The organism is Calothrix sp. PCC 6303, assembly GCF_000317435.1.
Taxonomy (GTDB): domain Bacteria; phylum Cyanobacteriota; class Cyanobacteriia; order Cyanobacteriales; family Nostocaceae; genus PCC-6303.
Genome location: NC_019751.1, coordinates 5,662,150 through 5,675,623, shown reverse-complemented (window position 1 = coordinate 5,675,623; position 13,474 = coordinate 5,662,150). Strand labels below are relative to the sequence as shown.

Sequence of the window (13,474 nt, the reverse complement as noted above, 5' to 3'; positions counted from 1 at the left end):
AAAAAATGGCAAAAAAAGATGTCTTTTAGTAGATGTAGCGAACACAGCGGTTGTTGATAATTACTGTCGGTGGACTGTCTTATTTTTCCCAAAATAGCCAAAATAAAATATATAACATCTCAATATAGAGATATAGAAATGCAGTGATATGAGAATATAGTATATAAGAACTAAAGAAACCTTACATTTTCCGTCTTATCTTGTTTACATCTATATTCATTGAAGCCAACGCGGCACGTTACTGGGCAAAAATGCCTCTAGTAAGCTGCCTCGGAAATCTCTGTCACCTAAACATCCAGTTAAATGCCTAGTGTTTTAATTTATTAAGGTATGCAAATCTATCTTGACTATAGTGCTACTACACCTACTCGCCCGGAAGCGATCGCACTCATTCACAACACCTTGCTACACCAATGGGGTAATCCTTCCAGTTTACACGAGTGGGGTGGACGTTCGGCGACAGTTATCGAAACTGCAAGGATACGGGTAGCAAATTTAATTGGTGCTTCTAACCCAGAATCAATTATTTTTACTGCGGGTGGAACGGAAGCTGATAACCTGGCATTAATGGGTGTAGCCCGATTATATTGTCAACCTCAACACATGATTATTTCCAGTGTTGAACATTCTGCAATTTCCGAAACAGCCAGAGTTCTGGAATTATGGGGGTGGCAAATCACCAGGTTGGGTGTAGATAGCAAAGGTAAAGTTAATCCCCAAGACTTAGCAGCGGCAATTCAAGAAAATACGGTGCTAGTGTCAATTATTTTTGCTCAAAGCGAAATTGGTACAGTTCAATCTATAGCCGAATTGGCAAAAATCGCCCGCGAGAAAGGTGTTTTATTCCATACTGATGCTGTGCAAGCGGTAGGGCGTTTGCCAATTGATGTGGAAAAACTATCTGTAGATTTATTGAGCCTTTCTAGCCATAAAATATACGGTGGACAAGGTGCGGGTGCTTTGTACGTCCGTCCAGGTGTGGAATTAATCCCTTTACTTTTGGGCGGTGGGCAAGAAATGCAATTACGTTCTGGTACCCAAGCAGTATCTACAATTGCCGGGTTTGGAATCGCTGCCGAGTTGGCAATGCAGGAGTTGGATACCGAATCATCAAGGTTGATTTTATTACGCGATCGCCTATTCGCTCAATTGGCTGATATTCCTGGTTTGGTAGCTACTGGAGACTTGTCGCAACGTTTACCACACCACGTCAGTGTTTGTATAGAACAGGCAGATGGAGAAATTGTTAACGGCAGAAATTTAGTTAGACAAATGAACCTTGCAGGTATTGGTATTAGTGCAGGTTCAGCTTGTAATAGCGGCAAAATAAACCCCAGTCCCATACTTATAGCTATGGGTTACTCCGAAAAAGCAGCAATGGCAGGTATCAGAATGACTTTAGGACACCATACAACCCTAGAAGATGTGGATTGGACAGCAATGGTTTTGAAGCAAATTTTACAAAGATTAGGGTATATCTCAGATTATAAATAAATACTTTAAATCGCAACTTATAAGTATATTTAACTAAAAACTGCCAAAATGTAATTTCCTATTTTACATTCTCTACGAAAAATTATGTATCTATAAAAACTCGTGTAATTCCTGTTGAGCGGTAAAAGTACGGAACAAGTAATTGAGACAAGTTTCACCATTGACTAGGATTCTATGACAAACTTGATGGAATCGTATACGCAATCAACAGCGATTGAGCCAAATTTGGAGATTGATTTAATTATTTGTTGTGCCAGAACACAGGTGGATCAAACAACAGCAAAACAGATTAATTATTTACTCCAGAAAGATTTAAATTGGGGCTACATACTGGAAAAAGTAAAAAATCACCATCTAGTACCTTTGTTGTACCGTCATTTGAGTCACTACGGGGAAGATAAGGTTCCTCCGCAAATTTTAGGAAGTCTACAAAAAGAAGCTCGTACCAGCTTATTAAACAATATTTCTCTCTCTCAAGAGTTACGAAATATCCTGAATTTATTTCAAGAAAACAGTATTGATGTCATTCCTCTTAAAGGATTAGTTTTAGCTGCTAGCGCTTACCATAATCTAGCACTGAGACAATTTGGTGATTTGGATATTTTTATCCAAACTAAAGATGTCATCAAAGCGTGTGATTTACTAATTGCCCAAGGATATGAAGCACCACTGCAATTTACTCAATTGAGTAAAGAATCTGCTGAAGAATTTGGATCGGGAATATCTCAAGGTTCCTATGATTTTATCCACCAGGAAAAAAACTTAACTGTTGAATTACATTGGTCTTTAGATCGTAAACATTTTGCTTTTCCAGTAGAATTTGAGCATGTTTGGAAACGGGTTGAGGAGGTTTCACTTCAAGGTGATATTATTCCCAATTTATCCCCAGAAGATGCATTATTATTTTTGTGTATGCATGGTTCTAAGCATTGTTGGGAAAAAATGCTGTGGATTTGTGATATTGCTCAACTATTGGAAACTTACGAAAATATTGATTGGGCATATTTAATCCAACAATCTTACGATTTGGGAGTCAGACGAATGTTATTGTTGGGTTTAAATTTGGCTTATCAGTTAATGGGAACTCTACCACCACAAATTATTTGGCAGCAAATCCACGCAGATGAGGTTATAGGTGGATTATCCAGTCAGGTGTGGAATGCGATCGCATATTCTCCCCTGAGTCGTTCTGATGAACATTTGTTTGTAATTAAAGCCAGGGAGCGTTTGATGGATAAGTTACGGTATTTACTGGGTATAGTTATGACCCCCACTACCAAAGATTGGAATTTATCCACAATACCAGAATCGTTATCATTTCTATGGTATTTCATTCTCCCAATTAGACTAATTCAGGAGTTGGGAGATAAATAGCCGTAAGTGTTGGGTAGGGAAACTTACCCTAGATTCTACAAATCGTGTCAGCTGATACGATTTGAAAACTATGTGGATCTTATACTTGACTTTAGGTTCTACCTGGGAATTACTGAGAAGTGGCTGTGCCACTTCTTTTTTTGTTTAGAGATACTTTTCAATCGATAGAGGTTGAAATACCCCTTTTGCCTCTAATTGCTGAATAATTTGCCAAGAGTTAGGATTTCGCATCAGCGATCGCATAAATTTGAGATGAGTACTATTTTGGTTTTCTGTATCCAGTTGCTCAAATATTTCTTTCCTCTGCTGCCGAGATAAACCACCTTTAACCTTTTCAATAGCCTTAACCAGACGTTGCGATCGCAATTGCATAGTCTCTAATAGCCTGGTCAAAATTTCAGTAATTCCTTTTTGGCTAGACGCAGTTAAAGGTAAACGATGAAACAACCTTACACCAACATCATGATGACGACTTTCAGCTTGTAAAAATCCCAGCAGCAAAAAACTTAATTCTGAATTTTGACAATCTCGCGCCAAGCTACGGTAATGTGCTAAACTCCATCCTTTGATAACCACCTGGAACACAAACAATAGCACTTGCTTATTTTCATTTGCCCCAATATCTGTTAATAGCTCTAATAGTTTCTGGTCAGCATACATTGGTGGCAATGCAGGCAAAAAGCGGCTAACCTGTACTAGATGGCTAACTTCATCACTACTGAACAAAGCGTACAACATTTGTTCTTCCGTAGTATCTGCAAGGGACACCATTTTTGACATGTAGCCGACTCCGGCTTTTTTCAGCCAGTAGACTTCCTCCAACAATTCCCAGCTACAAAGCTGAAGAACCTCAGTTTGCTCACAGAGACTCATATTTTGAAATATCCGAACCCGATCTAAAACCAAATAGTTAGCATTCCAGTACACAGTACCAGTTTTGCTTGCACACCCCATCATCCCTTCTGAGAACAATTCCGGGTGTAACTGCTTTAATCGCTCTGTGAGGGCTGAAGATAAGCAGTTGCTAAATTGATTTTTGACTTTAAAGTCAGGTAGATCAAGCCCTGCGATGGCATTATGTTTAGTCATTCTTTCTGCGTGAGGCAAAATAATTTTTCGCCTTGAATATGTCCGAGAATTTACTCAAAACCATATGGAAGAGATAATTTGACCCACACCCTTTTCCCGATAGTTCGCACTAAAGGAATATTTTCCATGGTGGAGATTTCCTCTCCGCCACGAATAGATTAATTGTGAACAAATGGATGATAATTTGAAATTGTCCCATAACTTAAGAGTGTCATAAATAACGGAATGTAGTTATAAAGTCATGTGGCAGTAAATTATCTGTCCTATTTTTTGTCACAATAGAAAAACGGTCTTAAATTCAGGGAACACATTTTAAAGATGTGAGTGCATCTAGTCTAATCAGCATAAAAATTCACTTTCTAAAGCAATTTTGTTAGAAAGTGATCATTTTTACATTCATCATATCTTAAGACGAACACTCAGAATTACTTAATTTCGCCAAATCAAACTAGTACCCACTGGCTTTGTTTCTGGGATGTCGATTTTTCGCTTGTTAAACAAAGAGGCGATCGCATTCCTCAAATAGTGCTGATTTACCGCGCTAACATCATGAGGACTATCATCAATTTGTCCTTTGTAACAAACAATACCATTACTATCCACCAAAAATGCCATCGGCGTGATTTCAGAACCAAAACTACGACTCACATCTTGTGTTGAGTCCCACAAATAAGGAAAATTTAATTCGTGCTTCTGAGCAAAAAGTTTCATATTATTTAAGCACTCAGTAGCATCCTGCTCAACACCACTACTATTAATCCCAATTAAGATTAAACCTTGCTCACTGAATTCTTGTTGAATGGCTTTAAGTCGTTCCAAGTAAGAACTGACATAAGGACAATGATTGCACATGGAAATGACGCTTACTGCACCAAAATCTTGCCGATAACGGCTGAGATGATGCACCTGTCCGTCAATTCCCGGCAGTTCAAAATCTGGTGCATAGCCACCAATTGGAGTATCAATTGTTTCTAGTATTTTCATCTTCCTCTGCTTTGAAGGAACTAAAAACAAAAAAATCTGGTCTGATTCAGCGTCATTTCACTGTATAAAACCACTTTTTCGCCCTTTATTTATCGATCATGTGACTATTTTATTCAGCCAATCTGTAAGCGTAAATTGTAGAACTACGGAAATATCTCCAGTAATTACCCACAGAGTGAAAGTTTTATTCTCTTGTGCCCAACGTGAAAATTTAATATTTACTTTATAAACGGTCTTTTATAGTCTCGGCAAAAATTAATTTATTAGTTATCTAAGACTCACATTTAATTTCTGTTGGCGTAGCCTGCGCTTGCGCTTAAATCTAAATGAGATACAAGCTTGCTCTAAAACAATTAGTTTATCAGTATACTTAGCAACATTAAAGTATGATTAGTATATAGTCCAAAGTATCAGCAAACTCTTAATTAAGTTATGCTTCTTAATAAGCTACGATTATTTCTCAAGCTCAAAGTTATAAAAGAAGACTATTTATCTTTTCAAGGTCTGAACTGATTCATTAAATCTTGACAGTAATTTGTAACTATAGGATTACTATCAATATCTTCGCCAAAATGGAATATCACAAAAACCGTCCAAAATCATCAGATTCCTGAAAAAATAAGCGTTTTATTTTGAGGCGACGGCAAAAGCTAAAAACCCTTATGGGCTAAAGAACATAAATAAAACCCTCTACGGGAAAATCAGCACTACCTTTATATAGCTTTTAATTTCGGCAAACAAACAGAAACCCTTAATTTATCCTAGAAGCTGAAAGCTTTATTTCTCGTAAAATGGCGAAGGTATTGTCATTATGGACAAGCTTTAAGAATCTAACCTAGATTACACATAAGCAGTAGCTTCAGCATGGGCAAACAAAAACAAACTATTTTCAATTATGCTTTAAATAAATCATCTCTATTTTAAAAATCATAGTTCCTATATCTCTTACTATCGTTTCCTGGAACTGTGCTTACTTCTTATCTGGGCAATGTTTATTACTAATTTTTATATATAATTTATGACTACTTCAGTTTCCACCTCAATTCTATCCACATCGCACACCTGGATTTGGCGAGGTTTCCCAATCTCCTACCAAACTGCAGGAACTACAGGCAATGCAGTTGTACTGATTCATGGTTTTGGTGCATCTTGCGGACATTGGCGCAAAAATATACCCGTGTTAGCGGCAAACAGTCGTGTATTTGCCATTGATCTAATTGGTTTTGGAGGTTCAGCCAAACCTCAACCTGGCGTAAAAATCGACTATACATTTGAGACTTGGGGAGAGCAAATTGCTGATTTTTGCCGGGAAGTAATCGGTGAAGCAGCATTTCTGGTGGGAAATTCCATTGGCTGTATTGTTGCTATGCAAGCTGCCGTAGACTTCCCAGATATTGCTTTAGGTGTGGCTTTACTAAATTGTTCGCTGCGCTTACTACACGACCGTAAACGTGTTAGTTTACCTTGGTATCGTCAGGTAGGAACACCCATACTGCAACGGGTGCTATCGTTTCCAGGTGTTGGTAGTTTCTTTTTTAATCAACTAGCAAAGCCAAATACAGTACGTAAAGTTCTCCTACAAGCATATGCAGATGCAGATGCTGTCACCGATGAATTAATTGACATACTGATGAAACCAGCCAGTGATCCCGGTGCTGTAGCTGTGTTTTTGGCATTTACAGCCTATTCTAGTGGTCCTTTACCAGAAGACTTGTTACCAAAGTTACCTTGTCCAGCAATAATTTTGTGGGGAACTGCTGATCCTTGGGAACCCATCGATTTGGGACGGGAATTTGCCAATTATCCCCAGATCTTAAAGTTTATACCTTTAGAAGGGGTGGGTCATTGTCCCCAGGATGAAGCGCCGGAAATCGTTAACCCAATTTTACAGGATTGGCTTTTGGAGCAGGGAGTGAATTTACACTCTCCAGCGTGAACGTACAGGGATTATTTATGGAATGTAAGCGGAGTCAAAAGATATGCATTCCTTGCCGGAGACAAGGAATGAGTTAGAGCAAAGATATTGAGTGAAAATTGAGCCTCTAGAAAAGCACAAAGTCAACAGCCTAGGTTAGGAGTAGCGTATTCTGATAATTCTAATTAAACCAAGCTCCAAATTGGAACAATTGTCCTCGGAAAACCTGTACCAACCGTTGCCAAACAGTAGCATCAGTTTGTCTACCAACTTCTAAATATGGTGCAGCACCTGTTCCCTGAATCCAGAGAACCAAATCAAATTGAGTTGGTTTGGTAAAGACTTTATTTAAGTTAATTCCCCGAAGTTCGCGTTTTCTCCAAAAGGGAATTAGTTTCTTACCTGTAAGTAATGTGTCTGCTTCAGTGAGGAAACTCAACCAACCATCAATCATCGGTTGTGTAACTACTGCACCGGGAATTACACCTTTTTGCTTCGGATTAGGTAGCCATTCTCGATCATTATCTGTTTCTGCTGAGATTAGTTTCCAAGATTCACGACTTAAACTTGTCACTGCTTGCATATGTTGTAATGCAGTTGTCATCCGTTGTGGTTCAACTACAGGAAAATTAATGAGGTGAATGAAGGATATCAAATCAGCTATATCGACATCAGAACCAAAGGTAAAAGGTCCTGTACCATTAACGAGAAACTGATACGGTGTTTTAGGTTGAGTAAAAATCAGATGTCCCACTGATGCAAACAGTTTACTCTCATCATGTGCCAAAACAACTTGGGTAATGGCAGCAAGTAAATTACTATACCCCTTTAACCAAATTACATCTCCAGCGTCGAATGCGATCGCAAAATTCTGTGCGGCTTTTTCTGTCGCTGGGGTTCCCCCACCACCACCTGTTAGTAAATTAAAGGTTTTCCAAAAGGACTCATCTGCCTCTAATTTTCCATTAGCATTGAAATCCATCCGCGTTAATCCCAATCGCAGCGGTACTTTCACTTTACTATCTTTTATGGGTTCGAGGGTATTTCTCACCTTACCCAAATCATCTACTAAATTTTGGAGAATCCCCCGACTTTCTTCGTAGGTAATCGGCTGTGGTTTAGGATTTGCAGGTATTGGTAAACGTAAAATGGGAAAAAATTGGGTGACATAATTTTGCTTCAAACCGTAGCGGTACAAAGATTGCATCAACCTTTCAGTTCCACCCATCAATTGAATTACCCCTAATCCAAAACGGGTATTATCATCATTAGGATTTTTCTGAAGTTTCGCTAAAAGTTCTGTTTCCCCTTGCTTAAATTGACCATTGATTAAATACTTTTCAACCTCTGTATTCGTAGTTGGGGCTGAAGTCGCAGATTGCACTAAAGGTGCTAAGGGAAACAATAAAGTCAAGAGTAATAACAGCGAACATAAAAAAAGGCGCATAGTTTCAATATTTCAAAGACATGGGAAGGTAGATTTCTCTACTAATTTATGTCATTGAATATACCAAACTGTAAAGTGTTCCATAAAATTAACATGTACTAGCTTGGGTGTTTGCGATATGCCGTAGGGGCAAACGGTTGTTTGTCCTATTTGCCCTATTTACCCTAATTTATAATCATTTATGAACTGACACCCAGCGGCACTAAAGTTTTGCTAAGGTGACTGTTTCAGCTTGATCTTGGTATTTACCCTGGCGAGTATCATAACTAACAGCGCAGGGTTCACCTTCGAGGAATAACAGTTGTACTACACCTTCATTGGCGTAAATACGGCAGTCAGCACTGGAAGAATTAGAAAATTCTAGAGTTAAATGACCCCGCCAAGCTGCTTCAGCGGGTGTAAGATTCGCAATAATTCCACATCTTGCATACGTTGATTTACCTATACAAATAACTGTAATATTGGCTGGAACATTGAGTTTTTCTAGGGCAACACCTAAGCCATATGAATGAGCAGGTAGTATAAAATAGCTACCACTTTTATCTGTATGAAGTTGAGTTAATTCCAAATTATGTGGATTGAAATTTTTTGGATCAATTACAGTTCCAGGAATGTGGCGAAAAATGCGGAACTCCTTAGCAGATAAACGAATATCATAACCATAGGAAGATAAACCGTAACTAATAACACGATTTAGTGATTCGCTCTCATTAGCTTGTACTTGCCGAATTAAACTAGGCTCAAACGGTGTTATCATTGCCAGATTCTTACTGTCACCCTGTTGAGCCATTTGTGTAATCCAAATGTCGTTTTTAATCACCTATTTTCTCTCTACTGCTTAACCTTTCTTCATTATTTAAACAGGTTGATGACATCTATATACATATAGTTTTTGAGTTTACCAAAAACCTGGGTCTAAAGCCCCGTGCTTCTAGCACGGCTTTTCTTCAACTTCCGGATCATTTCTCTAAGCACGTCATTTTGAGTGCGATCTGTTTCCTCGCAATATTTCAAAAGTATTTCATACTCTTGATCAGAACACCGAACCGTTAATTTCTTCATGCCGTCATATTGCCGTTAATCTATGGTAGAATACTAGCATGAAAACACTGAAGTTTAAACTCTACGCACACAAACGGAATAGACACCTCAAACGCACAATTAATGCTGCTGGGGTGATTTATAACCATTGCATTGCCCTACATAAGCGGTACTACCGGATGTGGGGCAAGCATTTGAATTGTGCAAAACTTCAGTCTCATATTGCTAAATTAAGAAAGCGCAATCAATTCTGGCAATTAGTAGGCTCTCAGGCAGTACAAGATATTTGTCAACGCATTAAGAAAGCCTACCAGTTGTTTTTTAAACACAACAAGAAAGGAGTTAAACCACCAGGATTTAAAAAGGTCAAGAAATACAAATCATTCACCCTTAAACAAGCAGGTTATAAGTTTTTGGGTGGGAACCGAGTAAAAATTGGTAGTCGAGTTTATCAATTTTGGAAGTCGAGAGAGATTGAAGGAACAGTTAAAACCTTAGCCATCAAGCGCACTCCATTGGGCGAGTTGTTCATGGTTTTGGTTGTTGAGGATGTTAGCCCAGAAGTTGAAGTTAAGACGGGTAGAATCGCTGGCTTTGACTTTGGGTTAAAGACATTCCTCACCTGTTTCTCCTCCGGAGACGCTACGCGGACAGGTGGTACAACAATTGAGTCTCCCCAATTTTTCAAACAATCCCTAAATGCTATTAAAAAAGCAAGTTCGCAGCATTCTAAAAAGCTGAAAGGCTCATCGAATAGAGAACGAGCAAGAAAAAACTTAGTACGCAAATATGAGGATATTTCTCATCGTCGGCGTGATTGGTTTTGGAAGTTAGCTCATGAGTTAACCGATAGGTTTGATATCCTTTGCTTTGAAACCCTAAGCCTCAAGGGAATGCAACGACTTTGGGGCAGGAAGATATCAGACTTAGCTTTCGGCGAGTTTCTAGAAATCTTGGAATGGGTTGCCAAGAACAAGAGTAAACAGATAGTGTTTGTGGATCGGTGGTATCCCAGTAGTAAAACTTGCTCCAGTTGCGGACATATCTTAGAAAATCTGGATTTGTCGGTTAGGGAGTGGCGTTGTCCATCCTGCCAATCGGTGAATGGTAGAGACGAGAACGCCGCACGTAATATTCAAATGGTTGGGACATCAACCATTGGGTTAGGTGATGTAAGTCGGGTTGTGCCTGCAATTGCTGTTTGACCCCAGAATCCCCACGCCTTTAGGCTGGGGAGTATGTCAAATTGATCAAAGTTCATGCATATATTTTGGAGATTGTGATCTTGCTTGATTCCAAGTGTCCATTTCAAGGTGTATGACTGCGACGAATTTCGGTGATTTGGTCAGCCATATCTAAAATAGACTTAGGTGTTTCTGAACCTGTAAATATGACATCAATGTGGGGTGGACGTTTTGCTAGAAATTCCAAAACTTCGATTTCTGGAATTAAACCAAAGTTAATTGCCAAACTCAACTCATCTAAAACCACTAGAGAATATCTATCTTCAGTAACAACCTTTTGTGTATATTCCCATAAATCTCTCAAAGATGCAGTTTCACTATCATCAAGGTGAGGAGTATCGATACATCGAGGCAAATCGCAGCGAATCCAATCTAATTTTTGACTTAATTGAGTTGGATTTTTATACCCTTGGCGAATTCCACCTTTGAGAAATTGTACCACTAATACAGGAGTTCCTTGTCCGGCAATTCTCAGTGCTTGAGCCATAACATCAGTAAAAAAATTACGATGTGCGGTAGTGAAAATATGAATTAAACCTTTAACAGTATGTGATGGCTTAGGTATTAAATTGAGATTGGGATTATCTAACTGAGAAACCATAGGATTATCTTTGATAATTTTGCAGATGCTTAAAGAGATACGATAACAGAGTTTTTTTTACTGATAGTCATTTTGCGAAACTAACTTAAACTCGTCAAGCTTTGTTAGTTATGCTGAGTTTTGCCGGAGGTTCCTAATTATCAAGGGACGAGGAACCTCTTCCGACTTGGTGAATATGTCTAATGTGCTGTTGGAATTGTTGAACCTTCTTCGATATCAGGAGAACGTAAATCTTCCACCAAAGCTTGGATGTGTGCTGGTGGTGGTGCAGTGAATCGGGAAACAACCCAAGTGACAATAAAGTTAATTACCATACCTAGGGTACCAATACCTTCGGGAGAAACCCCAAAGAACCAAGCAGACATTCCTGCAAATTTCACCCCAACTATATAGATCATAGTGAAAATTAGACCCGTTAGCATTCCTGCGATCGCACCTGGGGAATTAGTGCGTTTATCAAAAATACCCAGGACAATTACGGGGAAGAAACTGGATGCAGCTAAACCAAAGGCAAAGGCAACAACTTCACCTACAAATCCCGGTGGATTGACACCAAAGTAACCTGCCATCACCAAGGAAACACCAACTAGCAAACGTCCCACAAATAGCCGTCTCTGTTCTGAGGCATTGGGGTTGATGATCCGGTAATAGACATCATGGGCAATGGAACTGGAAATTACCAATAATAGCCCTGACGCTGTGGATAAAGCCGCAGCTAAACCACCAGCAGCAACCAAAGCAATTACCCAAGGTGCGAGTTTAGCGATTTCTGGAGTCGCCAAAACAATAATATCCCGGTCTATGGTAATTTCATTGGTTTCCTTTTTTGGTGTGAGTTGTAGTTTCCCGTCGCCATTTTTATCTTCAAAGGAGAGGAGTTTGGTATTTTCCCACTTTTTCACCCAATCTAGTTGCTGTACTTGCTCAATAGTTTGATTGTGTAGAGTATTAATTAAGTTGTATCGAGCAAACATTGAGAGGGCTGGGGCTGTCGTGTATAAAATAGCGATAAATAACAATGCCCAGCCTGCTGAGTATCTTGCCGCACGAACATCAGGAACAGTATAGAATCGAACGATTACGTGAGGTAGTCCGGCAGTTCCCACCATCAGAGCAATCGTGATAAACAATACATCTAGCATTGGTTTATTTACGAATGCTTGAGTATATTCCTGAAAACCCAAATCCACCTGAACTTGATTAAGCTTGGTGGCAATATCGCTGAAAGTAAAAGCAAATTGGGGAATAGGATTACCTGTGAGCAGAAATGCGATCGCAATTGCGGGAATTAGGTAAGCAAAAATCAAAATCCCATACTGTGCAACCTGTGTCCAGGTAATCCCTTTCATCCCTCCCAAAACTGAGAAAAAGCCGACAATCACCATCCCGATGACTACACCAGTATTGATATCAACCTGCAAAAAACGGCTGAACACAATTCCCACACCTCGCATTTGTCCGGCAACATAGGTAAGGGAAATGAAAATAGCAGCCACCACCGCCACCAAACGGGCTACATTTGAGTAATAGCGATCGCCTACAAAATCGGGGACTGTATATTTACCAAATTTCCGTAAATATGGTGCAAGTAGCAACGCTAGCAACACATAACCACCAGTCCAACCCATGAGGTAAATCGAACCATCGTACCCCATGAAGGAAATCAAACCAGCCATCGAAATAAACGAAGCCGCAGACATCCAATCGGCGGCAGTTGCAGCACCATTAGCAATGGAAGGAATATCTTGATCTGCAACAAAAAAGCCTTTACTGTCCTTTACCCGCGACTGCCAACCAATATAAAGATATAGTGCGAAGGAAATCCCGACAATAATAATCGTCCAGAGTTCTACAGACATCTAGCTCCTCACTTCCTCTTGATATTATATTTGTGGTCAAGCTTATCCATCTGCACAGCGTAGATAAAAATTAAGGCGACAAATACTAAAATAGAACCTTGTTGAGCCATCCAAAAGCCCAGAGGAACTCCAAAAAAGCGAATAGTATTCAAAGGTTGCACAAGCAAAATACTGAATACTAACGATACTAGTGCCCAAACTATTAATAGATTGCGAATTAAAGCTGTATTGTCACGCCAATATGAACGGTGTTTTTGATTATCCATGATTTACTAAAGGCAAATGCATCAAGATAATATCAGAACGTCACACCGTACTGATATATTGATTTTATAAATGTCGAGTTAAATCAGTGAACAGCGAAGAGTGAACAGTTATCAAGGCGTATGGTGGGGGACTTAAACCCAACGATAAACGCATCACTCT

At 39.3% G+C, this 13,474-nt stretch carries 12 protein-coding genes; 4 read left to right on the top strand and 8 right to left on the bottom strand.

The annotated features are described in order from the left end of the window. The first annotated feature begins 330 nt into the window (after nt 1-330). Nucleotides 331-1,494 (top strand): cysteine desulfurase family protein, encoded by a 1,164-nt coding sequence (locus CAL6303_RS22980; protein ID WP_015200226.1) that lies wholly within the window; start codon nt 331-333, stop codon nt 1,492-1,494. A gap of 186 nt (nt 1,495-1,680) precedes the next feature. Beyond that, the gene (locus CAL6303_RS22975) at nt 1,681-2,868 is read left to right on the top strand and encodes a nucleotidyltransferase family protein (protein WP_158333175.1); all 1,188 of its coding nucleotides are present in this window, start codon (nt 1,681-1,683) and stop codon (nt 2,866-2,868) included. Between the two features lie 144 nt (nt 2,869-3,012). On the opposite strand, the gene CAL6303_RS22970 is transcribed toward CAL6303_RS22975, so the two are convergent. After that, on the bottom strand, nt 3,013-3,957 hold the full coding sequence (locus tag CAL6303_RS22970; RefSeq protein WP_041739883.1) for a hypothetical protein: 945 nt from the start codon (nt 3,955-3,957) through the stop codon (nt 3,013-3,015). Between the two features lie 429 nt (nt 3,958-4,386). After that, complete coding sequence (locus CAL6303_RS22965) at nt 4,387-4,941, bottom strand: thioredoxin family protein (RefSeq protein ID WP_015200223.1); 555 nt, start codon at nt 4,939-4,941, stop codon at nt 4,387-4,389. 1,018 nt (nt 4,942-5,959) lie between these two features. On the opposite strand from CAL6303_RS22965, the gene CAL6303_RS22960 reads away from it, so the two are divergent. Then, entirely contained in the window at nt 5,960-6,877 is a 918-nt protein-coding gene (locus CAL6303_RS22960; RefSeq protein WP_015200222.1) for an alpha/beta fold hydrolase, read from the top strand. Nucleotides 6,878-7,037: 160 nt separating this feature from the next. Here CAL6303_RS22960 and CAL6303_RS22955 read toward each other — a convergent pair whose 3' ends face one another. The 3 genes from CAL6303_RS22955 to CAL6303_RS29500 all read right to left on the bottom strand — a co-directional run bounded on the left by CAL6303_RS22955 (nt 7,038) and on the right by CAL6303_RS29500 (nt 9,365). Further along, on the bottom strand, nt 7,038-8,303 hold the full coding sequence (locus CAL6303_RS22955; RefSeq protein WP_015200221.1) for a hypothetical protein: 1,266 nt from the start codon (nt 8,301-8,303) through the stop codon (nt 7,038-7,040). A gap of 202 nt (nt 8,304-8,505) precedes the next feature. Beyond that, nucleotides 8,506-9,123, bottom strand: a complete 618-nt coding sequence (gene dcd / locus CAL6303_RS22950) for a dCTP deaminase (RefSeq protein WP_041739881.1) — start codon at nt 9,121-9,123, stop codon at nt 8,506-8,508. A gap of 95 nt (nt 9,124-9,218) precedes the next feature. Continuing rightward, complete coding sequence (locus tag CAL6303_RS29500) at nt 9,219-9,365, bottom strand: ribbon-helix-helix protein, CopG family (RefSeq protein ID WP_015196399.1); 147 nt, start codon at nt 9,363-9,365, stop codon at nt 9,219-9,221. Between the two features lie 38 nt (nt 9,366-9,403). Here CAL6303_RS29500 and CAL6303_RS22945 point away from each other — a divergent pair, with 38 nt between their 5' ends. Further along, nucleotides 9,404-10,549: an RNA-guided endonuclease InsQ/TnpB family protein gene (locus CAL6303_RS22945; RefSeq protein ID WP_015200219.1), complete on the top strand. Its 1,146-nt coding sequence runs from the start codon at nt 9,404-9,406 to the stop codon at nt 10,547-10,549. A 103-nt stretch (nt 10,550-10,652) separates the two neighbouring features. Here CAL6303_RS22945 and CAL6303_RS22940 read toward each other — a convergent pair whose 3' ends face one another. The 3 genes from CAL6303_RS22940 to CAL6303_RS22930 form a co-directional block, all read right to left on the bottom strand. Beyond that, complete coding sequence (locus CAL6303_RS22940) at nt 10,653-11,189, bottom strand: P-loop NTPase family protein (RefSeq protein WP_015200218.1); 537 nt, start codon at nt 11,187-11,189, stop codon at nt 10,653-10,655. A gap of 179 nt (nt 11,190-11,368) precedes the next feature. Further along, nucleotides 11,369-13,048, bottom strand: coding sequence for a sodium:solute symporter family protein (locus tag CAL6303_RS22935; protein ID WP_015200217.1), 1,680 nt, complete (start codon nt 13,046-13,048; stop codon nt 11,369-11,371). A gap of 8 nt (nt 13,049-13,056) precedes the next feature. Beyond that, on the bottom strand, nt 13,057-13,314 hold the full coding sequence (locus CAL6303_RS22930; RefSeq protein WP_015200216.1) for a DUF4212 domain-containing protein: 258 nt from the start codon (nt 13,312-13,314) through the stop codon (nt 13,057-13,059). Nucleotides 13,315-13,474 lie beyond the last annotated feature (160 nt).